This is a genomic window from Streptomyces sp. NPDC001634 (assembly GCF_040298185.1).
GTDB lineage: Bacteria > Actinomycetota > Actinomycetes > Streptomycetales > Streptomycetaceae > Streptomyces.
This window is the reverse complement of the sequence record NZ_JBEOZU010000020.1, coordinates 1-23,456: the sequence shown is the minus strand read 5'-3', so window position 1 is coordinate 23,456 and position 23,456 is coordinate 1. Positions and strand designations below refer to the sequence as shown.

The window sequence follows — 23,456 nt, the reverse complement described above, 5'->3', positions numbered from 1 at the left end:
CCATGCCCCCCATTCCTGGCTCCGGCCTCGCCAAGGGCTTGGCCGTCACCCTCCGCACGATGACGAAGAAGTCCGTCACCGAGCAGTACCCGGACGCCCTGCCCGCCCTCCCGCCCCGCACCCGCGGTGTCATCGGCCTCTTCGAGGAGAACTGCACGGTCTGCATGCTGTGCGCCCGGGAGTGCCCGGACTGGTGCATCTACATCGACTCCCACAAGGAGACGGTGCCGCCCGCCGCCCCCGGCGGGCGCGAGCGCAGCCGCAACGTCCTCGACCGCTTCGCCATCGACTTCTCCCTCTGCATGTACTGCGGCATCTGCATCGAGGTCTGCCCCTTCGACGCCCTGTTCTGGTCCCCGGAGTTCGAGTACGCCGAGACCGACATCCGCGACCTCACCCACGAGCGCGACAAGCTCCGCGAGTGGATGTGGACCGTGCCGGCCCCGCCCGCCCTCGACCCCGGCGCCGAAGAACCGAAGGAGATCGCCGCCGCCCGCAAGACCGCCGAGAAACTGGCGGCCGCGCAGGCCGAGCCGACCGAGCCACTGGAGGGAGAGTCGTGAGCCCCGCCTCCGCCGCGCTGACCACGGCTGCCGCCGGAACACACGGCTTCCTCTCCCCGACCGGCGTCGAGATCGCCTTCCTCCTCGTCGGCCTGGTCACCTTCGGTGCCGCGCTCGTCACCGTCACCACCAGGCAGCTGGTGCACGCCGCCCTGTGGCTCGTGATGACCCTCGGCGGCCTCGCCGTCGAGTACCTCCTGCTCACTGCCGAGTTCATCGCCTGGGTGCAGGTCCTCATCTACGTCGGTTCCGTCGTCGTTCTCCTCCTGTTCGGTCTGATGCTCACCAAGGCCCCCATCGGCCGCTCCCCGGACGCCGACTCCGGCAACCGCTGGGCCGCCCTCACCGTGGCTGTCGCCGCCGCGGCCGCCCTGGTCTGGGTGGTCGTCGACGCCTTCCGTACCACCTGGATCGACCTCGGCGGCGCCGCCTCCGGCTCCACCAAGGTCACCGGCGCAAGCCTCTTCCAGAACTGGGTCCTCCCCTTCGAGGCCCTCTCCGTCCTCCTCCTCGCCGCCCTGGTCGGCGCGATCGTCCTCTCCCGCAAGGCGAAGGCCGACGCGGCGACCACCAGCGCGAGCGCCCCGGCAGCCCCGGGGACCCGGAGCGAGCAGGAAGGTGTCCGCTGATGCACCTCGCCTACCCCGCCGTACTCTCCGCCCTCCTCTTCTGCACGGGCCTGTACGGCGTCCTCGCCCGCCGCAACGCGATCCTCGTCCTGATGTCGGTCGAGCTGATGCTCAACGCCGTCAACCTCAACCTCGTCGCCTTCGACGTCTGGCTGAGCAGGGCCGCCCGCGAGACGCTGCACTCCGGCCAGGCGCTGACCCTGTTCACCATTGCCATCGCCGCCGCCGAGATCGGCATCGGCCTGGCGATCGTCCTCGCCGTCTACCGCAATCGCGGCACTTCGGACATCGACCGACTCCGTGACGCCGCCGAAGGCCACGAAGGCGACACCCCCGCGGCTGAGAAGGCTGAGGCCACCGCGTGACCACGACCACCTTCGCCGTCCTCGTCCCCCTCCTTCCGTTCCTGGGAGCCGCGGCCGGCCTGCTGCTCGGCCGCACGGCCCCCGGCTTCGTCCGCCCGCTCGCCGTCCTGCCGACCCTCACCTCGCTGGTGCTGGCCGTGCTGGTCGCCGCGCGCCAGGGCGGCGGCCGGGCCATCGACTCCGCCACCGAGCTCACGCCCACCGGCTCGGTCCCGATCGAACTCGCCCTGCACATCGACGGCTTCGCCGCCCTCGTCGCCATCCTCGTCGGCGTCGTCGCCTCCTGTGTGCAGATCTACTCGACGGGCTACCTCCGGGACGACCCGCGCTACCCCTCGTACGCCGCTCTCATCTCCCTGTTCACCTCCGCCATGCTCCTGGTCGTCTACTCGGGCGACCTGATCGTGCTGCTGGTCGGCTGGGAAGTCATGGGCATCTGCTCCTACTTCCTGGTCGGCCACTACTGGGAGACCCCGGAGGCCCGCGCCGCCTCCATCAAGGCCTTCCTCGTCACCAAGCTCGGCGACGTCCCCTTCCTCATCGGACTGTTCGCGCTCGGCACCGACGCCGGGTCCTTCCGCATCACGAAGGTCCTCGGCACCGTCGCGAGCGGCGGACTGCACCACCCGACCCTGATCGCCCTGCTTCTCCTGGCCGGCGTGGCGGGCAAGTCGGCGCAGTTCCCGCTGCACACCTGGCTCCCCGACGCGATGGCGGGCCCCACGCCCGTCTCCGCGCTGATCCACGCCGCGACGATGGTCGCCGCTGGTGTCTACTTCATCGCCCGTCTCCTTCCGGTCTTCGAGGCCTCCTCGGCCGCGATGGTGGTCCTCGCCGTCATGGCCGCCGTCACGATGGCCGGCTCGGCGCTCGCCGCGCTCGCCCAGGACGACATCAAGCGCGTCCTCGCGTACTCGACGATCGGCCAACTCGGCTACATGACCGGCGCCCTCGCCGTCGGCGAGCGTGATGCCGCCGTCTTCCACCTCCTGTCGCACGGCGCCTTCAAGGCGCTGCTGTTCCTCGCCGCCGGCGTGATCATCCACGCCGCCGGCACCAACTCGCTGGCCGCCATGTCCCGTATGAAGGACCTGCGGGCCCGCGTCCCCGACGCCTACTGGACGATGACCGTGGCGCTCCTCGCGCTCGCCGCGATCCCGCCGTTCGCCGGCTTCTTCTCCAAGGAGTCCGTCCTCGGCGCCGCCGAGCACGTCGCCACCGGCCACACCGAACACGCCCCCGGCGCAGCGGGCTGGATCGTCCTCGTCTTCGGCCTGGTCACGGCCCTGCTCACCGCCGCGTACGCGACTCGCCTATGGCTGCTCGCCTTCCGTGGTCACGGAGCCGAGGCCCCCGATCACGGCAGACAGCCCCTGGTCATGAATGCCGTGCTGTGGGTGCTCGCCTTGCCGTCGCTCGCGTTCGGGCTCACCTACCGCGTACTGCCCGACTGGTTCGACGGCAGCGACCTGACCCCGACGCTCACCACTTCCGTCCTGGGCACGGGCCTGGCCCTGGTCGGCGGACTCGTGACGTACGGCGCCTGGCGGCACACCACAGCGCTCGCGGCCCGCGTACCTCCCCCACTCTCGGCTTCGCTCGAGCAGGGGCACCCCCACGGTGCGGTCGCGGCCCACCCCGAGGCGGACGCCGGCCTGGTGGAGGCCGAGGCCATCGCGAGCCATGCGCCCGCATACGGCGACGTGGCCTACGCCCCCGACCCGGCGGACCCGGCCCGCCTCCTGCTCGGTCCGCTGCACCGCCACGCCGCCGTCGGCTTCCACCTGGACGCCGTGTACGACGCGCTCTTCGTCCGCCCGGTCCTGGCCGGAGCGAGTCTCGTCCGGTTCCTGGACCGCGAGGTCGTCGAGACCTATGTACGCGGCGCCGGCGCCCTACCCCGCCTGCTCGGGGCCGCCGTACGGCGCGCCCAGACGGGCAATGTGCAGACCTATGTGAGCGCGTTGCTCGCCGGCACCGTCGTCCTGGTGGTGGCCGCCCTCCTCGTCGCCACGGGAGCGTGAGCAGGCGTGATCGATATCAGCGAGTCCGTGATGCAGTTCCTTCTGGCATTCATCGTCGTCGCGCCGCTCATCGGCGCGCTCGCCGCCCTCCTGCCGGCCCCGCCCGGGCTGAAGGGGAAGTCGCCCGAGCAGGCCGTGCTGCGGCACGGCGTGACGGTCACCGGCGCTGTGCTCATCGCGGCGATCGTCCTCGCGCTCGGCTTCGACCACGACCACCCATCGAAGATGCAGGCCACGACCGACATCAGCTGGATCCCCGCACTCGACGTGCGGATCCACCTCGGCATCGACGGCATCTCCCTCCCCCTTCTGGTCCTGACCGCGCTGCTGACCTTCCTCTGCGCGCTCTACTCGTACTTCAAGCTGCCCGCGGGCCCGTCCCCGAAGGCCTTCGTCGCCCTGCTGCTCGTCCTCGAGTCCGGCACCCTCGCAACCTTCGCCGTCCTCGACCTGCTGCTGTTCTTCCTCGCGTTCGAGATGGTCCTCATCCCGATGTACTTCCTCATCGCCCGCTGGGGCGGTGAGGGGCGGACCCAGGCCGCGTGGAGGTTCATCCTCTTCACACTGCTCGGCTCCGTCGTCATGCTGCTCGGCCTGCTGCTGATCGGAATCAAGGCGGGCACGTTCGACATGGTGGCACTCGCCACTGACAACGGCCGGTCGCTCACCACATCCGTGCAGGTCATCGCCGTTTTGGCGATCGGGATCGGGCTCGCGGTCAAGGCGCCGATGTGGCCGCTGCACAGCTGGCTGCCCGACGCCCACACCTCCGCGCCGACCGTCGGCTCGGTCCTGCTGGCCGGTGTCCTGCTGAAGATGGGTACGTACGGGTTCGTCCGAATCCTCCTGCCGATCGCCCCCGCCGGGTTCCACACCTTCGCGCCCTACCTCGCCGCCTTCGCCGTCGTCGGGATCATCTACGGATCCCTCGCCTGCCTCGCCCTCGCCAAGCGGGGTACGAAGGGCGACCTCAAACGGCTCATCGCCTACTCCTCGGTCGGCCACATGGGATTCGTCCTGCTCGGCATCGCGACCATGACCCCGACCGGCGTGAACGGCGCGCTGTTCGCCAACATCGCCCACGGCCTCATCACCGGCCTTCTCTTCTTCCTGGTCGGCGCGCTGAAGGACCGCACGGGCACGACCGATCTCGACACCCTTGCCGAGGAGACCGGCGCGGCCCTGTACGGCAAGGCCCCCCGCCTCGGCGGCCTGCTCGCCTTCGGCGCCGTCGCCTCCCTCGGGCTGCCGGGCCTGGCCGGGTTCTGGGGCGAAATGCTGGCGCTGTTCGGCGCGTTCAAGCCCGCCGCCGACCTCAGCCGCCCCGCGTTCCTGACCTTCATGGCGATCGCCGCGTTCGGCACCCTGCTCACCGCCGCGTACATGCTCGCCGTGGTCCGCCGCGTGTGCATGGGCGCCGTTCCGCAGGAGGCCCCGAAGCTCGCCGACGTCCACACGTACGAATTCGCGGCCTGGACGCCGCTCGTCGCCCTCACCGTCGTCGCCGGCCTCTGGCCGAAGGCCCTCCTCGGTCTGACCGACCCGGCCGTGCAGCAGCTCCTCGCAGGAGGCACCCGATGAGCTCCCTCGTCCAGTCCGTCGACTGGCTGGCCATCGCGCCGCCCACCATCGCGGCGGTCGTCGGACTCGTCGTCCTCGTCGCCGACCTCTTCGTCGGCGAGCGGAGCAAAGCCCTCCTCGGCTGGGTCTCCATCGCGGGGCTGGCCGTCGCGACGCTCATGCTGCTGCCTCTCCTGGACGGCGACCGTGCCACCTTCTGCCTGACGGGCGCCCCGCACGTGTGCAGCTACACGGCGGACCGTTTCACGCTCGTCATCCAGTTCCTCGTCCTCGTCGGCGCCCTCCTCGCAGCCCTGCTGTCGGTCACCGCCCTGAAGGACGCCAGGAAGGAACTCCCCGAAGGGGAGTTCTGGTTCCTGCTGCTGTCCTCCGCGGCCGGCGCCGCCCTCCTGCCCGCCTCCCGCGATCTGGCAACCCTCATCGTGGCCCTGGAGGTCGCCTCCCTGCCCGCGTTCGCCCTCGTCGGCATCCGGCACGGCGACAAGAAGTCCTCCGAAGCGGCCCTGAAGTTCTTCCTGTCGTCCGTCACCGCGACCGCAGTCAGCCTCATGGGCATCAGCTTCGTGTACGCGTCCACGGGCACCCTGTACCTCACCCAGATCGCCGGCCGCATCCAGCACGTCGACGGCCGGCTCCACACGCTCGCCCAGACGGGTGTCGTCCTCACTCTCGTGGGCTTCGCCTTCAAGACGGCCGCCGTCCCGTTCCACTTCTGGGTGCCCGACACCTACGTGGGAGCGCCCCTGCCGGTCGCCGCCTACCTGTCGGTCGTCGGCAAGGCGGTCGGCTTCTCCGGCCTGATCCTCGTCACCGTCGTCGCCCTCCCGTCGTACTCCGACGTCTGGGGCCCGGCACTCGCCGCGCTGGCAGCCCTGACCATGACCGTCGGCAACGTCGGCGCGCTCCGGCAGCAGGCCACGCGCGCGTACAGCGCCGTACGCCTGCTCGCCTGGTCCTCCGTCGGCCAGGCCGGCTACCTCCTGGTGCCGATCGCCGCGGCCGCCTACTCCAAGGACGCCCAGAAGTCGATCGGATCCACCGTGGCGTACGCCCTCATGTACGCGGCAGTGAACCTCGGCGCCTTCGGAGTGGCCGCCCTCGTGGGCCGTACAAGGGCCCTGAACCGCATCTCCGACTACCGCGGCCTGTACGCGTCCAACCCCCTGGCCGCTCTGCTCCTGGCATTCTTCCTGCTCTGCCTGGCCGGCCTCCCACCGGGCATCATCGGCCTCTTCGCGAAGGTCACCGTCTTCTCCGCGGCCGTCGACGCGGGCCTCGGCTGGCTCGCCGTGGTGATGGCAGTCAACGTGGTGATCGCGCTCTTCTACTACCTCCAGTGGACGACACTGCTCTTCCGCGCCCCCGAGGGCGCACCCGAGAAGCACCCGGTCCCGGCCCCGCTCACGGCTGCCATCGCGCTGACCGCCGTCCTGGGCATCACCCTGTCCGGAGCGCCCGAGCTGGTGCTCCGCTTCTCCGCCACCGGTCTCTTCTGACGGACGCCTGCACGCGCGCCGGCCACGAAAGCGGCACGCGCGTGCAGGGTGCTGCTGCCTCACCCGGACGGCCCACCGGCTCCAGTGCGCGCACAAGGGAACTTGCGCTCCCCGCCTGGCGTTGACCAGTGCGGGAGGGTCCACTGAGAAGTGGAGTCAACAGCATTCGCAGACAAAGGGTTCCCCTGCCGCACCACTTGGAGGGCGTACCGTGCACCGCCGGCACAACGGGCTCAGGACTGCAGTACTCCTCGGGGGACTGTCCGCACTCATCATCGTCATCGGCAGCTTCTTCGGGCGTACGGGTCTGATCGTCGCGCTCCTCGTCGCGATCGGCACGAATGCGTTCGCGTACTGGAACAGCGACAAGCTGGCTCTACGCGCGATGCGCGCACGCCCGGTGAGCGAGTTCGAGGCCCCCGCGCTGTACCGCATGGTCCGCGAGCTCTCCAACCAGGCCCGTCAGCCCATGCCCCGCCTCTACATCTCGCCGACGGACGCGCCGAACGCGTTCGCCACAGGGCGCAACCCGCGCAACGCGGCCGTCTGCTGCACCGACGGCATCCTGCGCCTTCTCGACGAGCGCGAGCTGCGCGGCGTGATCGGGCACGAACTGAGCCACGTCTACAACCGCGACATCCTGATCTCGTCGGTGGCCGGCGCCCTCGCCTCGGTGATCATGTTCCTGGTGAACTTCGCCTGGCTGATCCCGGTCGGCCGCTCGGACGACGACGACGGCCCCGGCATCCTGGGTCTCCTGCTGATCATGATCCTGGGCCCGCTCGCCGCGAGTCTCATCCAGCTCGCCATCAGCCGCTCCAGGGAGTACGAGGCGGACGCGTCCGGCGCCCAGCTGACCGGTGACCCGCTTGCGCTCGCGAGCGCCCTGCGCAAGCTGGAGATGGGTACCAGGCAGCTCCCGCTGCCGCCCGAGCCACGCATCGAGACGGCGAGCCACATGATGATCGCGAACCCCTTCCGTCCGGGCCAGGGACTCTCGAAGATGTTCTCCACGCACCCGCCGATGGCGGAGCGCATCGCCCGGCTCGAGCAGATGGCAGGTCGCCACCAGTGAAAACAATCCTGAACGTCATTTGGCTCGTCCTGAGCGGCTTCTGGCTGTTCCTCGGCTACCTGTTCGCGGGCGTGCTTCTGTGCCTCACGATCATCGGCATTCCGTTCGGCATCGCCGCGTTTCGAATCGGTGTGTACGCGCTGTGGCCCTTCGGCTATACGACGGTCGAGCGCCGCGACGCGGGGGCGCCCTCCTGTATCGGCAACGTCCTGTGGCTGATCCTGGCGGGCTGGTGGCTGGCCCTCGCCCACATCGTCACGGGCATCGCCCTGTGTCTCACGATCATCGGCATTCCGTTCGGCATCGCCAACTTCAAGCTCATCCCGGTCTCGCTGCTCCCGCTGGGGCGCGAAATCGTGCCCACGGACCAGCCGTTCGCGACCCGCTGACGAGCAGGGCCGAGTGGGGGTGGGAGCACCGAAGTACGTCCTGCTGTCCTACGACCAGCAGGCCGAATTCGAGGGCGAGGAGGGCTATGAGGAGACCTGGGCCCTCTGCGAGGACACCGAGGGCCTCTTTGCCGACCCGCGCCCTCCCGCGCGCGGGACATACGAACTCCTCGGCTGCACGGCCGAGGGCGAACTGGCGGTCGCCCTCGCAGGCGCGCGTGCCGAGGGTTCGGCACCGCTGGGCTTCCTCACCCTGGAGATCCTCGACAAGCGCGGCACAGGGGTCGGTGAGTGGTACCTCACGGACGTACGTCTCCTCGGCGACCGCCCGTGCGCCCGTGACCTGACGCGCAGGGATGTCACTGTTGAGGGGACCGAGCCCGACTACAACCCGTTCGACTACCCGCAGTGCCCACCCCTTTCCCCGGGCTATCGGCTGCTGGGCGAGGAAGGCGAAACGTGGGGCGCCTGCCGCGACTTGGCGCACGTGCGGGAGGAACGGCCCGAGCCCGTGGATCCGCCGGTGCGCCTGCTCGGCTGCACGCCCCACGGCGCCCTGCGCGAGGCGCTGGACGCGGGGGAGGAGGACCTGGGCCACGCGAAGCTCCTGCGCGTCGACGCGTCCGGCAGGCCCGTCCAGAGCGCCGCCGAGGGTGAACTCACCGCATGGATACCGTCCGCGCGTGGCCGGGGCCTGGTCGACCTCACCCTCGAACCGTGGTCGGAACGGCCGCCGCGTGCTGCCCTGGAGGTGTGGGAGCTGTGGGGGAGAGGACGCCCGGCGGAGACCGGCCTATGGGCGGGATGCAGTACGGGAGGCCGGGAGTTCTGGCTCCGCACGGCCCGGGAGAACCACCCGCGCGGCCGACCGGACCAGTCATCCGGCGCCACCTATCACCTGTACGGACGCCACATCATCGACCACCCCGGCTTCTTCTGTGCGCTCGGCGAAGCCGTGAACGGACCCGGCGGCTACTTCGGGTGGGGCCTGGACGCGCTCGACGACTGCTTGCGCGGCCGCTGGGGGGCGGCACCGCCCATCACCCTCGTCTGGCACGACGCGCAGGTCGCACGGTCCAGCCTCGGCGTCACCCCGCACACCGGCTACCGCCCGCCGTCCTTCGAGGAACTGCTCGTCTTCCTCACGGAACGACGCGTCGATGTCCGCCTCGCATGAGGGCGCCGGGGGTTGTCCACAGGCCGCCCGATTGTCAGTGGCGCCCTGCATCATGAATCCATGACCGAGAACGAGCAGTTGCTGGACAGGGTGGCGGAACAGGCCCGCAGCACCCGGCCATGGGGCTGGCCTTCGCTTCCCGAGCCCCTGGAGCAGGCCGCGCTCGCCCGCGCCGAGGCAGCCCTGGGCTTCGCCCTGCCGCCGCTGCTCGCCGCACTGTACCTGCGGATAGGAGACGGCGGATTCGGCCCGGAGTACGGCCTGTTGCCCCTGCTCGACAGCCCGCCGGCCGGCGAGCCTGCGGTCGTCCCGCAGTACCTCGCGAACCGTGAGAGCGGCCGCAAGGACCCCGAGTGGCCCTGGCCGGAGGGCGTCCTGCCGATATCCCACTGGGGCTGCGGAATGTACGCCTGTGTCGACTGCAGTACCCCGCAGGGCACGGTCCTGCTCTACGAGCCGAACGCCGACGAGGCCGGCCACGCCTGGTACCTGGACGCCCCCGGCCTCGCCGACTGGCTGCAGACCTGGCTCGACGGCACGGGCTGGTACGAGGAGTCCAACGACGGCGCGGACCTGCAGCCGTGGCCGGACTTCCCGATACGCACGGGCACTGCGCCGGCTTCGTAGGACGGCACGTCCCCCTACGCCCAGCGCCCCCGCCCGCGTCCGCAGCCACGGTGAGCCTGTCACCGCACAGGAAGCGGTCTCCCCGATGACGAACGACCTCTCGGCCCTGCAACCGGCGGACGCGGTGGAAGCGTCCTCCCCGACAACGAGGCGCCCGCGCGAACGCAAACGAACGCGCCGGCAGCACCACAAAGTGTCAGCGCATGCACACAGCCTGGCCGGAGCAGGAGTACAGCACAGGCACAGCGCGGAGAGGCAAGGTCACGGCATGAGCATTGTCGGCTGGATCATTCTGGGACTGCTGGCGGGCGCCATCGCCAAGTTCCTGCTGCCGGGCAAGGACCCCGGCGGCTTCATCGGTACGACCCTCATCGGTATCGCGGGTGCCTTCATCGGTGGCTGGATTTCCGCCCGCTGGCTGCACCACCCCATCACCAAGCACTTCTACGACGGCCCCACCTGGGCAGCCGCCATCGGCGGCTCGCTCGTGCTGCTGATCATCTACCGCGTCCTGTTCGGCGACTCACGCCGCTGAGCGCCTCCCCAAGCCGCAGCCAGCAGCAGAGATGGGTGGGCCCCCACGCTCGGGGTGCCCACCCATCCTCGTACGACCGTCCGACCGGCTTGCCGACTGCGGACCGGGGCTTACCGGTAGTTCACAAACTGCAACGCGAAGTCGAAGTCCTGGCCCTTCAGGAGGGCGATCACGGCCTGGAGGTCGTCGCGGCTCTTCGAGCTGACCCGCAGCTCGTCACCCTGCACCTGGGCCTTCACACCCTTTGGACCCTCGTCACGGATGATCTTCGCCACCTTCTTCGCGTTCTCCTGGGAGATGCCTTCCTCGATCGACGCGAAGATCTTGTACTCCTTGCCGGAGAGCTGCGGCTCACCGGCGTCGAGCGACTTCAGGGAGACGCCGCGCTTGACCAGCTTCGACTGGAAGACGTCGAGGATGGCCTTCACCCGGTCCTCGGAGTTGGCCTGCATCAGGATCTTGTCGCCGGACCAGGCGATCGAGGCGCCGACGTTCTTGAAGTCGTAGCGCTGAGAGATCTCCTTGGCGGCCTGGTTGAGGGCGTTGTCGACCTCCTGCCGCTCGACCTTCGAGACGATGTCGAAACTGGAGTCGGCCATGTCCTGTGGCTCCTTGTATCGGGATGGATCGGGGTGCGTGCAGGCGTGCGGGAGCGCGGCCGCCTGGCCCGGCGTCGATCCCGGGCCGCATCCGCATAAGCCTAGCCACCCCCTCCCCTCAGGGCGGCGATCTATTGGGTGGCGAAGCACCCCTGTGCATCAGGTATCGTTTACGTCGTTGCCGGGGAGCACCGCAGAAAAGCGGCCTCCACAGCAGCAACCCCCGGCGGTGTGCCCGAGCGGCCAAAGGGAGCAGACTGTAAATCTGCCGGCTCAGCCTTCCCAGGTTCGAATCCTGGCGCCGCCACACTGGGGAAGACCCCCTCTGAACTGCGGAAACGCAGATCAGAGGGGGTCTCTTCGTGTCCGGGGAGGATCTTTCGGCCGGAATCGAAACAGGGTGACTTGTCTCACGCTGTGCCCATACGGATCCCGGGGTTGATCCGGGTTTACGGGCCATACGCGAGCCAAGGTTGCGCGGGGTCGTGCGCCTTGGGTCACCGTGAGCGCCTCGTCGATTGGCCGATGAGAGCAAGGGGTGTGGGCGGCGTCACAGCATCTTGTCGGGGTTCTGCTGTTCCAAGCCGAGGAGCGCTTGCGTGGTCACAGCAGCGCCGTGATGTCGGCGCTTGCCGCTCCCTCAGGGGCAGCCCAGGCGGCCGGAGGGGTCGATACCGCGGCGGGCGATCCGGGGGTGGATGCCTCGGCCTCGAAGCCGTCCGCGCAGTGGCCGTAGTCGTAGCCCTTGTCGGCGTGCAGTTTGCCCGGTCGCCTGCGGCGTGGCCCTGGTCGGGAGCGGATGGGCGGGATGCCCCGGACGAGAGGCCGCAAAGCCAGGCTGTCGTGCACGTTGGCGGCGGAGACGCCGAGCGAGATCGGCAGACCGTTGCGGTCGCAGATCAGATGGATCTTCGATCCCTTCTCGCCTCGGTCGGTCGGATTCGGTCCGGTCACATTCGCCCTTTGGCCGCGCGGATGCTCGCCGAGCCGATCGCACACCGGGACCAGTCCGGCTCTCCACAGCTGCCGAGCACGTTCAGGATCACGCGGTGGAGCCGTGCCCGGACACGGTCACGGCTCCACTGGGCGAAGCGGCGGTACACGGTCTGCCAGCACGGCCCGAACACCGGCGGCAACTGCCGCCAGGTGCAGCCCGACGTGGCCACGAACACGATCGCCGGCAACGTCTCCCGGTCGCCGGCACGACGTCGGCCGCCTCCTTGCGGGCGCCGGATGAGTGTCTCCGGAACCACCCGCCTGAACAGCTCCCACAGTTCATCCGGCACCAGACGCTCAACGAGACCCTCCGCATCAAACCCAACGCGCCATCCAGCCGAACAAAACGGCGCCCAACGAGACTTGTGCAGGGTCGGCGAGCGCGCGGTCAGAACCAGTGCAGGCAGTGCGGGGAGTGCTCGGAGCGGAAGAGGGCGTCAGCGAGGATGGCCGCGTCCGGGCGGTGGGCCCGGATGTGCCCGGCACGCACGAGCGTGCTCGGGGCGGTACCGCCGAGGTGGACCGAGCCCAGGTCGCTCACGTCCAGGGACAGGTCGGGCTCCCGGTCCGTCGGGATGCAGTCGGCCTTGCTGTCACGGACGGTCAGCAGGTAGCGGCCGTGCTCGCCGAGGAATGGGTCGTCGACGTCGAGGACGAGCTCGCCGTCCATGAACCAGCCGCGCGCGGTCGGCGTACGCGGGACGTCCAGCAGCCGCACCCAGAGCCAGTCGGTGTCGCCGCTCACCTGGCCGGCGCGGAAGTCCGCAAACTGCCGGTTCAGCCCCGCACCCGGACGACGGGTGTGTGTCCGCGCCTGGCCCGGGTACGGACGGTGGGCGGCGTCATCGAGAAGCCGGCCTCGTTTTCGAAGCACAGCCTGGCCCCGAGCGCCGCCACGGCGTTTCCACCTGCGGTCAGGTCTCCTTCCTCCAGCCGGTGACGGCTTCCTTGTTGCGCTCCACCGCGCGGCGAGCCGGGACCTGGTGGCTGAAGCCGTGCCGGTGCAGCATCTGCGCGAGGGCCGACAGCGTCATGTTCTTGTCGAACCGGCGCCCGATCAGTGTCTTGATCCGCGCCCGCGTCCAGCTCTGATCCGGCCAGCCGTGCGCCACCGGCCCCTTGGCCGGCTACAGCTCCGACACCAAGAACAACGCCTCGCTCAACTTGGGCTTCGACGCCGGTTCTTTCGACCGTAAGGCCGACGTGCCGCCGACCTCCCACGCCCGGCGCCGGCGCTGCACCGACGGCACGCTGACTCGTAACTGCTTGGCGACCACGCTGTTGTCGTGCCCGTGGGTGAATAACTCGGCCGCCTGTATCCGTATGTCCTCGCGAAACGCTCGTCGTTCCGCGGTAAGCCCGCCACCCATGGGCACCTTATGCAACTGGCCCACTAAGACAATCACTGCTCGTCAGCCCCGCGACATCACGTCGGCAAGGTCAGTTGACACTCCCGACGCGACCGAATCATGCTTCCGGGAATCGACCCGCGCGTTCTGGCAGAGTAATATCGATGACTTGTGGACACGGGGAGAGAAATGCCGGGTGCCAAACAGCAGGGGAAGCTGATCGTCATTGGTGCCGGAGTGGCGGGGCTCTCCGCTGCGCTGGCGGCGGCTCGCATCGGATTCGATGTGGTCTGCCTGGAGGCCAGGGTCGTCGGAGCCGAAGCAGCCAGCTCCGCAGGGTGGATGAAGATCTTCAGATATGCCTATGACGACGCCCGGTACTCCCGATTGATGATCGAGACAGACGCGCGCTGGAGGGGTCTGGAAAGATCTTTTGGCCGTCCACTCATCCGCTCTTGCCCCAGCCTCAACTTCGGGTCGCAGGAATCTCCAAAAATTCAGAATGCGCTGCGCTCCCTCCAGGCCACCCAAAGGAAACATGTTCTCCTGCAACCGGGCGACGAACAGGAGGCCGCAATGGGCGGTTTCCTGTACGAGGGCGAGGTCGGGGTTGTGGAACTGGGCGCCGGCGTGATGGATCCGGCCACCGTGCTCATGGCCCTGCGCGAGGCTGTCGAAGACAGCGGGGTCGTGCTGCGCGAGCGCACTCCCGTCCTCCGGCTGTCGTCCGGCACCACCACCGGAGTCCGCGTGGACACCGCCACGGAACGTCTCCACGCCGACCGTGCCATCGTCGCCGCGGGTCCATGGACGCCACGCCTGCTTCCTGACTCCGCCGACCGGCTGACCGTCACCCGTCAGGTCCAGACCCTGTTCACCACCAGCAGGCCGATAGGGGACGGCCGTCTGTTCAGCTGGGCCGAAGTCCCCGAGGACACTTTTTACGGCGTCTGCAACCTGAGCAACGGCTGCCATGTCATCGGCACCCATGCCCCTGCCTCACCCATCGCTGCCGACGCCCCCCGTGATCCGCACGCGGAGGAAAAGGCTGTACGCGCCCAACTGGACTTCCTCGCCCAACGCCTTGCCCCCGACATCCAGATCACCCCAGTCCGACACCGCGTCTGCCACTACACCAACACGACCGACGAGAGCTTCCTTGTGGAGCGCCATCAACCCGGGATCGTCCTGCTGAGCGCGTGTTCCGGGCACGGCTTCAAGTTCGGCATCACCACGGGGCACCAGGCCGCCCAGATCGCCGCGAGCCTCATCTAGTCGCTGCAAGGATGCGAGGAGTGGAAGATGCCGCCAGCGGAGGGGCGATCTGCGCGGTCCGACACCACCGAGTACATGGTCTTGCTGTTGGGCACATTCATCGTCGGCTTTGCCATCTCCTTCCAGACGGCCACCGACGATCCGCATTCGGTCGCCGACCAGTTGGTCAGCGGAGTCGCCCTCGCCGTCGGCGGCGGAATCCTCGGGGCGGGCATCAACAGCTTGATCGTCAAAAAGTATGAGCGCGATGTTCTCGCCGAGGTCACCGTACTCCTGGCTGAGTCACTGCAAGCCCGTTTCACCTCTACCGAGGCCGAACTCGCCAGCTATCGCAGGAACTGGCACCACTACTACCTGACTGAGGTGGATCGAGAATTAACCTGGTGGTACGAAAAGTGCTCGTTCGATCACAACCCGGTCATCGGGTCGATCGTGCAACGGACGGCGCTGCATGACACGCTCGGCCGCACACACACCTATGTCACCGAGATGGGGGTGCGGGGGCAGCGCCTGGTCCTGCTCGAAACCCGAGAGGACGGTGCTGAGGCTGCCGGGGTGGAAGTCTATCCAATGCCGCGAGGCTTTCGGTCGGTCCATGCCGGTGTGGCCTGCGTTGAGACCTGGGACGGAACTCACCTGATAGGAAAGGCCATACTGAGCGAATCCCCGATCGTCGATTCCGTCGAGGAAGGCAGAATACAGCCTGAACACGCCCCGGTTATCAACGAGGTATGGGCGAAGCTTTTCCAACGCAATATCAGGATCGTGTTGGAGCCCGATCAAGCCGACTCAACGTGACTGCCGAAGCGAGGAATCGAAGGTTCGTCACCCGCCCGTCCGCGCCCACCGCGCCCCTGCCGCCGACAGCCGCAAGGATTTGAGGGTGGCGACGGCACCAGATCGCCGGAATCGCAGGCGCGGCGCTCGCGCTCCTCGCGGCCGGTGCCGGTCTCGTCTGGTGGCGTCGTCGTAAGACCGCCGGTGCCGAGTAACACCATCTGACCGCAGCCGGAGTCCGAAACCTGAGGGGGCGCCACCCGGCGGGGGCGCCCCCTCAGGCCGTCCACGACCGTTCTGCGGTCGATCCCGTGGGCCGCGGCCCGTGCGCCGCTCGGCCTGGGCAAGCAGTCACCCGGGCAGCGACACCGCTCCTGAACATCGCGTTCCCTGCCGCCCGGGGCCTGACAGTGGTCGGTTCGCTCCTACCGGATGCGCTCACGCCGGCCGGCCGGCGTGAGCGCAGTGATCTCCACCCTGGCCCTCTGCAGGGCCGTGAGGCGCTGAACGACGATCACGACCAATACTGCCGCGAGAACGGGCAGTGCTTCCGACAGCACACGAAAAGCGAGCGAATACGTCTGCCCCGTGATCACCCCAATGCTCGGGGCGGCCCACTGTGCGACCCATGCTGCCCACCAGGCATTGATCAGACCGGTTCCGACACCGGACGCCGCATCCGGACTGCTCGCACGCATCATCTCCAACGTGATGCGCCGGGGTCGCCACAAGTTGATGACTGGAGTGAACCAAGCGCCGATGGCCCAGCCAAGACGTTCACGAGAGCGACTGCCGCTACTGCGCACTGGGCAATTCCTGCCAGGATCCGGGGTTCCTGGAAACCGGGTCTTGTACTGATGGCGGATCCACTTCTTACGGGCACACCGCGTGAAAGGGCGGCAGGGGACGACGGCGGACGAGGAGCATGATCGAGCGGTGAGCTGTCGCTCACCGTATCCACAGACCGGGTTGCTCGTACGCTGAGAACATGTCGTCGCGCCGCAGGAACTGCCCCGAGTGCCGTCGGGAAATCGCCGTCGTCGCAGGGCGGTTCGCGCGGCACGACCCGCCAGGGGCGCGCAGCAGCGGGCAACTCGTCTCGTGCCCCGGATCCCGTCGGCTCGCGCAGGCCGATGCCGCGCAGACCACCCTCGACGGGTACGTCGTACCGGAGTTCCCCGGTCAACTGCCCCTCTTCTGAAACCCCGTTCGCTCCCGACGCACCGTCACGAGTGCCGCACGTCCATCCGGTTCACCAAGCCCTCCGCGTCGAAGCGGTACACGTGCTCCACCGTCTCGGCCGCCCACTGGTCGCCCGCCTCCGTGCGCATCCCGGGGCGTACGGTCGCGACGACAGCCTCGCCGTCCGCATCCAGACGCAGCCCCTCCAGGCGTACGAGCGGATGGCCCGAAGCGAACTGGCGTGCCCAGTACGCGCGTACCTCCTCGCGCCCGTGCAGCCGTACGCCGTCCAGGACATTCGGCCAGTCGACGTCCGTGGACAGACAGCGCGGGATGAACGCGTCCCGGCCGTCCGTGGAGAACACCTCGTACATCTGCCGCAGCAGTGCCTCCCGCGCCGCCGGAATTCCCTCCTGCACAGGCATCCCGCTCAGTTCCCCGCCACCGACTTCACGGCGACGGAGACAGGGGTCGAACCGTTGATCAGTTCCAGGACCAGCCCGGCCGTCGCAGGCGTGTCGACGAGTTCCGCGAGGACCGCTGCCACGTCGTCGCGCTGGATTGCGCCGCGGCCGGTGTGCGCCTCGAGACGTACGAGGCCCTTACCGGCGTCGCTGGTCAGCGCGCCGGGGCGCAGGATCGTCCAGTCCAGGGACTTGTGGGCGCGTACGTAGGCATCGGCCTCGCCCTTGGCGCGCAGATACACGTCGAAGACCTCGTCGCCATGGTGCTCCGGGTCAGCGCCCATGGCCGAGACGACGATGAAACGGCGTACGCCGGCGCGTTCCGCCGCGTCCGCGAACTTGATCGCCGCGTCCCGGTCCACCGTGTACTTGCGGGCCGCGCCGCTGCCCGGGCCCGCTCCTGCCGCGAACACGGCCGCGTCGGCCCCCTCCAGGTGCGCGGCGATCTCCTCGACCGATGCCGATTCGAGGTCGCACACGATCGACTCGGCACCCGCCGCCCGCAGGTCGGCGGCCTGTTCCGCACGGCGGACGACCCCCGCGACCTCGTCACCGCGCGCGGCGAGCAGTCGCTCCAGCCGCAGCGCGATCTGACCATGACCACCAGCGATGACAATGCGCATGTTTCCGACCGTACGCCCGAACGGTTGCCTTCGCCGCACGACTTCACGCACGTCGTCACGCGTGGCTCGGTTCTCACCGGTACGCACCACAGCACACCGCACCCACCACGCAACACTGAGCGGTGGCCGCCGCCGGCCGGCCGTCACGACGGCCGGGCCCGCCCCTGTCTGGGCAGGTCCAGCGCCGCCGCCGCCGAGTTGCAGTACTCCCGTACCGCGCTCGTACGAGCCACCACGCGCCCCCGGTGCACCACGATGCGGCTGTACGCGAGCGACAACGCGCCCGCCAGCCGGTCGCCGCGCACGGCGAGCAGTTCCGCCGGAAAGCCGGCCTCCACGCGCACCTCCGGCAGACCGAGCGCCGCCCGTGCCGACGCGCTCACCGTGTCGTACGCGTCCTCGGGGCGCAGCCCGTAGCGCGACGCCAGCAGATACGCCGCCTCCAGCGGATCCCCGCGCCCCACGGGATTCGACACATCCCTGAGCGCCCCGCTGCCCGCGGCGACCCGTACCCCGGCCGAGCGCAGCAGCCGTACCGGAGCCGTGCCGCGCCGGTCGACGCCGCCGCAACCGCCCTGCGGCAGGCAGACCACCGTCACGCCGGCGGCGGCGAGCCGGTCGGCGGCGTGCGCGGCCCTCCTCGCCGGAACGCGCCCGAGGCCGCCGCACGGCCCCACCGTCACTCCGGAACGCAGCCCGCCCGCCATCGCCGCGAGCCGGGCGAGGCGCGCCGGATCGTCGGCGTCCGTGTGCAGGTCCACCGGGCAGCCGTGCTCGGAGGCAAGTTCGAGGACCGCCTCCACGTACCCGGTCGGATCGGGGTCCGTGTCCGGGCAGCCGCCGACCACCGTCGCGCCCATCTTCACCGCGTCCCGCAGCATCGCGAGCCCGTCCGCCCCGGCGAGCCCGGTCAGCACCCGTGGCATCGCCACCGCCGTCAGCTCGGCGAGTCCGCACAGCGAGCGCCGTGCCCTCAGCACCGCCGCCATCGCGTCCAGCCCCTGTACGTCACCGATGTGCACGTGCGAGCGCACGGCCGTCGCGCCGTGTCCCAGCTGCAGCAGCGCGGCCTCGGTCGTACGGCGCTGGACCCCCTCGGAGTCGTACGACACCGGTCCGTCGCCGTCCGCCGACAGGGCCGTGTCGCTGTGCGCATGCGGCTCGGCGGGGGCCGGCAGAAGCAGATGGCCGCGGAGGTCGACACGGGCGCCTGCGGTCCCCGTCGCCAGGGTGCCCGCCGTCCCGACGGCCTCGATGCGCCCGCCGCCCAGCCGCACGTCCACCGTTCGCCCGTCGGTGAGCCGCGCCCCGCACAGCAGCAGGGCGGTCGAGTCGGCCGGTCCCGACGACGAAGACGAGGAATGGGGTGGCTGAGGGCGGCTGTCGGGCATCGCGCTCCTGTGGCTCGGGGGCGGCTGCGCACCAGGGGGCAAGATCACGGAGAGTGAGTCGAGCCTAGGGTGACGACCCGGCCGGGGCCGGGAGGAGCGCAATAGTCGTACCGGTGTGGTGTGGTGCCGAAGAGACGAGCGCCGCATCCGGGGCCGAAGTGGCGCGTGCCGCCCCCGTCGCCCGTGGCGTACCAGTGGCTCGGGAAACGTTCGGGTAACCGTGAGGAACAGGGCGGGCGGGTGCCGCGGAACGGATTTGGGCGAACGGCGGGCGACCGTGTAATGTCTTCATCGCTCGCCCCAATAGCTCAGTCGGCAGAGCGTCTCCATGGTAAGGAGAAGGTCAACGGTTCGATTCCGTTTTGGGGCTCTGGTGTGTAGGTTCCCGCCGCAAGGCGGGGTCCGATCGCATCACAGCGGTGTAGCTCAGTCGGTAGAGCAAGCGGCTCATAATCGCTGTGTCACCGGTTCAAGTCCGGTCACCGCTACACACAGTAGCCGATTGTGGGGTCGGTCCTTCGATCGGCTACTCTTTGTTGCGTTAAATTCATTCCATCCGTTCGTCAAGGAGCACTCACGTGGCTGCCACCGACGTCCGCCCGAAGATCACGCTGGCCTGCGTGGAGTGCAAGGAGCGGAACTACATCACCAAGAAGAACCGGCGCAACAACCCGGACCGTCTTGAGATGAAGAAGCACTGCCCGCGTTGCAACGCGCACACCGCGCACCGCGAGACGCGATAACTGAGGCTCGTACGCGAGGCCGTCCCCAGCCAGGGGGCGGCCTCGCGGCGTTACGGCCCGGCCATCGGCCAGACCGTGGGCAGACTGCGCCGCGTGCGGCCACACTGACAGACTGTGTCCGGCCACACTGACAGACTGTGTCCGGTCACGCCGACGGACTGCGACCTGCCGCCCGCTTCGACCCGCGACCTGCCACATCGGCCGGCCTGTGCTCCGCCGTACCGGCCGCACCGCGAACTGCCGCACCGCGACCGGACGGACGTCCGAAACAGGACGGCAGGACGGTAGGACGGCAGGACGGCCCTGACCGGCCGAATGAGAGACCGGTCACGCCGACGACCGGTCGCAGATCGGTCATGTCGGCCGAACGAAGAGCCGGTCGCAAGGGCGTCGGCTGCCTCAACGAGGCCACATCCGCTGAACAACCAGGAGGTGCCGAGCCCATGGCGCTCGACCAGTCCTTCGTGGGGCGGTCCTACCCGCCCACCGACCCCTACGAGGTCGGCAGGGAGAAGATCCGCGAGTTCGCGGAGGCGATCGGAGACGCCAACCCGGCCTACACGGACCCGGAGGCCGCCAAGGCGCTCGGCCACTCCGATGTGATCGCCCCGCCGACCTTCGTCTTCGCGATCACCTACAAGGCCGCGGGCCAGGTCATCGAGGACCCCCAGCTCGGCCTGGACTACAGCCGGGTGGTGCACGGCGACCAGAAGTTCGCCTTCACCCGCCCCGTCCGCGCCGGCGACCGGCTGAGCGTCGTCTCGACCATCGAGTCGATCAAGTCCCTGGCCGGCAACGACGTCCTGGACATCCGCGGCGAGGTCCACGACGAGGCCGGTGAGCACGTGGTGACCGCCTGGACCAAGCTGGTGGCCCGGGCTCCGGAACAGGAGGCATGACGAGGATGACCGCGAAGATCGCGTACGACACCGTCGAGGTCGGCGCCGAACTGCCGGCGCAGACCTTCCCCGTCACCCGTGCCACGCTCGTGCAGTACGCGGGCGCCTCCGGGGACTTCAACCCGATCCACTGGAACGAGAAGTTCGCCAAGGAGGTCGGCCTGCCCGACGTGATCGCGCACGGCATGTTCACCATGGCCGAGGCGATTCGCGTCGTGACCGACTGGGTGGGCGATCCGGGTGCGGTCGTCGAGTACGGCGTCCGCTTCACCAGGCCCGTCGTCGTCCCCAACGACGACCAGGGCGCCGTCATCGAGGTCAGCGGCAAGGTCGGGGCCAAGCTCGACGACGGGACCGTGCGCGTCGACCTCACGGCGATGAGCGCAGGCCAGAAGGTGCTGGGCATGTCACGGGCGGTCGTGCGGCTGGCCTGAGTACGGCATCGGTAAGGGGCGTCCGTCATTGCGGGCGCCCCTTACGCGCTGCGCGCCCCACAAGCCCTTGACGTAGTTAGTGATTGAGTACTAACTTTCTCGCATGGTCAGGATGAGCGCAGAAGAGAGGCGCGAGAGCGTCATCCGCGCGGCGATCTCCGAGTTCGCCCGGAAGGGCTACTACGGCACCTCCACCGAGGTGATCGCCAAGCGCGTGGGTGTCTCGCAGCCGTACCTCTTCCGGCTCTTCACGGGCAAGAAGGCGATCTTCGCGGCCGCCTCGCTCCGGTGCGTGGAGGAGACGTGCGCGGTCTTCGAGGAGGCCGCCAAGGGTCTGGAGGGCGAGGAGGCCCTGCATGCCATGGCCGGCGCGTACTTGCGGCTGATCACGGAGCACCCGGAAAAGCTCCAGATGCAGATGCAGACGTACATCACCGTGGCGGCGGCGGAGGCGGAGGGTGACCACGAGTTCGGCGAGACCGTCCGCGCCGCCTGGATGAGGCTCTGGGAGACGGTGCATCTGCCGCTGGGGGCCGACGTGAACGAGACCACGACCTTCATGGCGTACGGAATGCTCGTCAACACCCTTGCGGTCATGGGGTTCCCGCCCGGGCACCGGGTCTGGCAGGGGATGTACCCCTCGGCCCGGCTCACGGGCCGGCTGGAGAAGTGAGGCAGTAGGTGCACAGGCGCCGACGGCCTTTTCATGGCCAGGAAAGTTAGTCAGCAATAACTAATCAACCGGGAATGTGAATCACCCACTGGGGGAAGCGATGTCACAGGAGCAGTCAGCACGTCGCGGGGGAGCGGCCTGGGCCCTCGTCATCACCGGCGTCGCCGGATTCATGGCGGCCCTCGACAACCTCGTCGTCACCACCGCCCTGCCCTCCATCCGCAAGGACCTCGGGGGAGGGCTGGACGACCTGGAGTGGACCGTGAGCGCGTACACCCTCACCTTCGCGGTCCTGCTCATGTTCGGCGCGGCCCTCGGCGACCGGTTCGGCCGCCGGCGGCTCTTCCTCGCCGGGCTCGGCGTCTTCACCGGTGCGTCCGCCGCCGCGGCCATGGCGCCCGGCATCGACTCCCTGATCGCGGCCCGCGCCGTGCAGGGCGTCGGCGCGGCCGTCATGATGCCGCTCACCCTGACCCTGCTGACCGCCGCCGTCCCGGCCGCGAAGCGTGGGATGGCATACGGGATCTGGGGTGCCGTCAACGGTCTCGCGGTCGCCTCCGGGCCCCTCATCGGCGGCAGCCTCACCGAACACGTGTCCTGGCACTGGATCTTCTGGCTGAACGTCCCGCTGGGCCTCGCCGTGATGCCGCTCGCCCGTCTCCGCCTCGCCGAGTCGTACGGCACCGGCGCCCCGCTGGACATCCCCGGCACCCTGCTCGTCAGCGGCGGTCTCTTCGGGATCGTGTACGGGCTGGTCCGTGGCCCGGCCGACGGCTGGACCAGCTCCCTCGTGCTGACCGGTCTGATCGCGGGCACCGCACTGCTCGCCGGCTTCGTCCACCACGGCATCCGCAGCAAGAACCCCATGCTCCCCATGCGGCTCTTCCGCTCCCGCGCCTTCTCCGGGATCAACGCCGCGAGTCTGCTGATGTTCCTCGGGATGTTCGGCTCGATCTTCCTGCTCAGCCAGTTCATGCAGGGCGTGCTGGGCTACTCGCCGACCCAGGCGGGACTGCGGATGCTGCCCTGGACCGGCATGCCGATGCTCGTCGCGCCCGTCGCCGGCATCCTCTCGGACCGTATCGGCGGCCGTCCGGTCGTCGCCGCCGGCCTGTTCCTGCAGGCCGTAGGCCTCGGCTACATGGCCTCCGTGGTCACGACGGACGTCTCGTACACGGCCCAGCTGCCCGCCCTGATCATCAGCGGCATCGGCATGGCCCTGTTCTTCGCGCCCGCCTCCAACCTGGTCATGTCCAGCGTCCGTCCGCAGGAGCAGGGCATCGCCTCGGGCGCCAACAACGCCCTGCGCGAGGTGGGCGGCGCGCTCGGCATCGCCGTCATGTCCTCGATCTTCACGGCACAGGGCGGCTACGAGACCGCCCGGACCTTCGTGGACGGTCTGCGGCCCGCTCTTGTGGTCGGCTCCTCGGTGGTGGCCCTCGCCGGGGTCGCGACCCTGCTGATCCCCGCCCGGCGACGCGCCGCCCGGACCGTCGCGTCCGACCGGCCCGCACCGGTCCTGGAGACCGCCGCTCATTGAGCCACTCGCCCGGCACGCGCGTGTGCGGCCCCGCCGCCATGGACGGGGCC

Annotated in this window: 27 protein-coding genes, 3 tRNA genes and 2 pseudogenes; 23 read left to right on the top strand and 9 right to left on the bottom strand. The window is 69.3% G+C overall.

Features of this window, described 5'->3' with window-relative positions:
* The first annotated feature begins 2 nt into the window (after window positions 1-2).
* The 11 genes from ABT186_RS15485 (at window position 3) to ABT186_RS15435 (ending at window position 10,461) form a co-directional block, all read left to right on the top strand.
* Window positions 3-563, top strand: coding sequence for a NuoI/complex I 23 kDa subunit family protein (locus ABT186_RS15485; protein WP_351226726.1), 561 nt, complete (start codon window positions 3-5; stop codon window positions 561-563).
* On the top strand, window positions 560-1,192 hold the full coding sequence (locus tag ABT186_RS15480; RefSeq protein ID WP_351226728.1) for an NADH-quinone oxidoreductase subunit J family protein: 633 nt from the start codon (window positions 560-562) through the stop codon (window positions 1,190-1,192). Before ABT186_RS15485 ends, ABT186_RS15480 begins: the two co-directional genes overlap by 4 nt.
* Window positions 1,192-1,557 (top strand): NADH-quinone oxidoreductase subunit NuoK, encoded by a 366-nt coding sequence (gene nuoK, locus ABT186_RS15475; RefSeq protein WP_351226730.1) that lies wholly within the window; start codon window positions 1,192-1,194, stop codon window positions 1,555-1,557. Before ABT186_RS15480 ends, nuoK begins: the two co-directional genes overlap by 1 nt.
* The gene (locus ABT186_RS15470) at window positions 1,554-3,581 is read left to right on the top strand and encodes an NADH-quinone oxidoreductase subunit 5 family protein (RefSeq protein ID WP_351925394.1); all 2,028 of its coding nucleotides are present in this window, start codon (window positions 1,554-1,556) and stop codon (window positions 3,579-3,581) included. Before nuoK ends, ABT186_RS15470 begins: the two co-directional genes overlap by 4 nt.
* A 6-nt stretch (window positions 3,582-3,587) precedes the next feature.
* Window positions 3,588-5,162 carry an NADH-quinone oxidoreductase subunit M gene (locus tag ABT186_RS15465; protein WP_351226734.1) on the top strand — a complete coding sequence of 525 codons (1,575 nt, stop codon included), beginning with the start codon at window positions 3,588-3,590 and terminating at the stop codon, window positions 5,160-5,162.
* A complete protein-coding gene (locus ABT186_RS15460) occupies window positions 5,159-6,658 on the top strand; it encodes an NADH-quinone oxidoreductase subunit N (RefSeq protein WP_351226736.1) in 1,500 nt (499 codons plus the stop codon). Before ABT186_RS15465 ends, ABT186_RS15460 begins: the two co-directional genes overlap by 4 nt.
* A gap of 211 nt (window positions 6,659-6,869) precedes the next feature.
* A complete protein-coding gene (gene htpX, locus ABT186_RS15455) occupies window positions 6,870-7,733 on the top strand; it encodes a zinc metalloprotease HtpX (protein WP_351226738.1) in 864 nt (287 codons plus the stop codon).
* On the top strand, window positions 7,730-8,122 hold the full coding sequence (locus tag ABT186_RS15450) for a YccF domain-containing protein (RefSeq protein ID WP_351226740.1): 393 nt from the start codon (window positions 7,730-7,732) through the stop codon (window positions 8,120-8,122). The genes htpX and ABT186_RS15450 overlap by 4 nt, the downstream gene beginning before the upstream one ends.
* Before the next feature lie 19 nt (window positions 8,123-8,141).
* Entirely contained in the window at window positions 8,142-9,299 is a 1,158-nt protein-coding gene (locus ABT186_RS15445) for a barstar family protein (RefSeq protein WP_351925391.1), read from the top strand.
* A 60-nt stretch (window positions 9,300-9,359) separates the two neighbouring features.
* Window positions 9,360-9,926 (top strand): SMI1/KNR4 family protein, encoded by a 567-nt coding sequence (locus ABT186_RS15440; RefSeq protein ID WP_351226744.1) that lies wholly within the window; start codon window positions 9,360-9,362, stop codon window positions 9,924-9,926.
* 268 nt (window positions 9,927-10,194) lie between these two features.
* Window positions 10,195-10,461 carry a GlsB/YeaQ/YmgE family stress response membrane protein gene (locus ABT186_RS15435; protein ID WP_351226746.1) on the top strand — a complete coding sequence of 89 codons (267 nt, stop codon included), beginning with the start codon at window positions 10,195-10,197 and terminating at the stop codon, window positions 10,459-10,461.
* A gap of 110 nt (window positions 10,462-10,571) precedes the next feature.
* Here the strand turns inward: ABT186_RS15435 and ABT186_RS15430 are convergent, their stop codons facing one another.
* Complete coding sequence (locus tag ABT186_RS15430; RefSeq protein WP_351226748.1) at window positions 10,572-11,060, bottom strand: YajQ family cyclic di-GMP-binding protein; 489 nt, start codon at window positions 11,058-11,060, stop codon at window positions 10,572-10,574.
* 225 nt (window positions 11,061-11,285) lie between these two features.
* On the opposite strand from ABT186_RS15430, the gene ABT186_RS15425 reads away from it, so the two are divergent.
* Window positions 11,286-11,367: transfer RNA gene (locus tag ABT186_RS15425), tRNA-Tyr, on the top strand.
* A gap of 342 nt (window positions 11,368-11,709) precedes the next feature.
* Here the strand turns inward: ABT186_RS15425 and ABT186_RS15420 are convergent.
* The 4 genes and pseudogenes from ABT186_RS15420 to ABT186_RS15405 form a co-directional block, all read right to left on the bottom strand.
* Window positions 11,710-12,349, bottom strand: a pseudogene (locus tag ABT186_RS15420) (IS5 family transposase); the annotation flags it as partial.
* Window positions 12,350-12,444: 95 nt separating this feature from the next.
* Window positions 12,445-12,837 (bottom strand): annotated as a pseudogene (locus ABT186_RS15415) (sterol carrier protein domain-containing protein); the annotation flags it as partial.
* 133 nt (window positions 12,838-12,970) lie between these two features.
* Complete coding sequence (locus tag ABT186_RS15410; RefSeq protein ID WP_351925389.1) at window positions 12,971-13,168, bottom strand: helix-turn-helix domain-containing protein; 198 nt, start codon at window positions 13,166-13,168, stop codon at window positions 12,971-12,973.
* 15 nt (window positions 13,169-13,183) lie between these two features.
* Entirely contained in the window at window positions 13,184-13,426 is a 243-nt protein-coding gene (locus ABT186_RS15405; RefSeq protein WP_351226752.1) for a helix-turn-helix domain-containing protein, read from the bottom strand.
* 168 nt (window positions 13,427-13,594) lie between these two features.
* On the opposite strand from ABT186_RS15405, the gene ABT186_RS15400 reads away from it, so the two are divergent.
* The 3 genes from ABT186_RS15400 to ABT186_RS15390 all read left to right on the top strand — a co-directional run bounded on the left by ABT186_RS15400 (window position 13,595) and on the right by ABT186_RS15390 (window position 15,672).
* On the top strand, window positions 13,595-14,680 hold the full coding sequence (locus ABT186_RS15400) for an FAD-dependent oxidoreductase (protein WP_351226754.1): 1,086 nt from the start codon (window positions 13,595-13,597) through the stop codon (window positions 14,678-14,680).
* A 27-nt stretch (window positions 14,681-14,707) separates the two neighbouring features.
* The gene (locus ABT186_RS15395) at window positions 14,708-15,478 is read left to right on the top strand and encodes a hypothetical protein (RefSeq protein WP_351925387.1); all 771 of its coding nucleotides are present in this window, start codon (window positions 14,708-14,710) and stop codon (window positions 15,476-15,478) included.
* Window positions 15,479-15,579: 101 nt separating this feature from the next.
* Window positions 15,580-15,672, top strand: coding sequence for an LPXTG cell wall anchor domain-containing protein (locus tag ABT186_RS15390; protein WP_351226779.1), 93 nt, complete (start codon window positions 15,580-15,582; stop codon window positions 15,670-15,672).
* 210 nt (window positions 15,673-15,882) lie between these two features.
* On the opposite strand, the gene ABT186_RS15385 is transcribed toward ABT186_RS15390, so the two are convergent.
* Window positions 15,883-16,263: a DUF4328 domain-containing protein gene (locus tag ABT186_RS15385; RefSeq protein WP_351226757.1), complete on the bottom strand. Its 381-nt coding sequence runs from the start codon at window positions 16,261-16,263 to the stop codon at window positions 15,883-15,885.
* 182 nt (window positions 16,264-16,445) lie between these two features.
* On the opposite strand from ABT186_RS15385, the gene ABT186_RS15380 reads away from it, so the two are divergent.
* Window positions 16,446-16,658 (top strand): hypothetical protein, encoded by a 213-nt coding sequence (locus tag ABT186_RS15380; protein ID WP_351226759.1) that lies wholly within the window; start codon window positions 16,446-16,448, stop codon window positions 16,656-16,658.
* 25 nt (window positions 16,659-16,683) lie between these two features.
* Here ABT186_RS15380 and ABT186_RS15375 read toward each other — a convergent pair whose 3' ends face one another.
* From ABT186_RS15375 to ABT186_RS15365, 3 genes are all read right to left on the bottom strand, one after another.
* Entirely contained in the window at window positions 16,684-17,064 is a 381-nt protein-coding gene (locus ABT186_RS15375) for a nuclear transport factor 2 family protein (RefSeq protein WP_351226761.1), read from the bottom strand.
* A 5-nt stretch (window positions 17,065-17,069) separates the two neighbouring features.
* Complete coding sequence (locus tag ABT186_RS15370; RefSeq protein WP_351226763.1) at window positions 17,070-17,726, bottom strand: SDR family oxidoreductase; 657 nt, start codon at window positions 17,724-17,726, stop codon at window positions 17,070-17,072.
* Window positions 17,727-17,869: 143 nt separating this feature from the next.
* A complete protein-coding gene (locus ABT186_RS15365) occupies window positions 17,870-19,117 on the bottom strand; it encodes an amidohydrolase family protein (protein WP_351925386.1) in 1,248 nt (415 codons plus the stop codon).
* A 297-nt stretch (window positions 19,118-19,414) separates the two neighbouring features.
* On the opposite strand from ABT186_RS15365, the gene ABT186_RS15360 reads away from it, so the two are divergent.
* The 7 genes from ABT186_RS15360 to ABT186_RS15330 all read left to right on the top strand — a co-directional run bounded on the left by ABT186_RS15360 (window position 19,415) and on the right by ABT186_RS15330 (window position 23,406).
* Window positions 19,415-19,487: transfer RNA gene (locus ABT186_RS15360), tRNA-Thr, on the top strand.
* Between the two features lie 45 nt (window positions 19,488-19,532).
* Window positions 19,533-19,605 (top strand) — tRNA-Met (locus ABT186_RS15355).
* A 90-nt stretch (window positions 19,606-19,695) separates the two neighbouring features.
* Window positions 19,696-19,860 (top strand): 50S ribosomal protein L33, encoded by a 165-nt coding sequence (gene rpmG / locus ABT186_RS15350; RefSeq protein WP_003948671.1) that lies wholly within the window; start codon window positions 19,696-19,698, stop codon window positions 19,858-19,860.
* Window positions 19,861-20,303: 443 nt separating this feature from the next.
* Window positions 20,304-20,759, top strand: a complete 456-nt coding sequence (locus ABT186_RS15345; RefSeq protein ID WP_351226767.1) for an FAS1-like dehydratase domain-containing protein — start codon at window positions 20,304-20,306, stop codon at window positions 20,757-20,759.
* Between the two features lie 5 nt (window positions 20,760-20,764).
* On the top strand, window positions 20,765-21,193 hold the full coding sequence (locus ABT186_RS15340; protein WP_351226781.1) for a MaoC family dehydratase: 429 nt from the start codon (window positions 20,765-20,767) through the stop codon (window positions 21,191-21,193).
* 103 nt (window positions 21,194-21,296) lie between these two features.
* Window positions 21,297-21,866: a TetR/AcrR family transcriptional regulator gene (locus tag ABT186_RS15335; protein WP_351226769.1), complete on the top strand. Its 570-nt coding sequence runs from the start codon at window positions 21,297-21,299 to the stop codon at window positions 21,864-21,866.
* Window positions 21,867-21,966: 100 nt separating this feature from the next.
* Complete coding sequence (locus ABT186_RS15330; protein ID WP_351226771.1) at window positions 21,967-23,406, top strand: DHA2 family efflux MFS transporter permease subunit; 1,440 nt, start codon at window positions 21,967-21,969, stop codon at window positions 23,404-23,406.
* The last annotated feature ends 50 nt before the right edge of the window (window positions 23,407-23,456 follow it).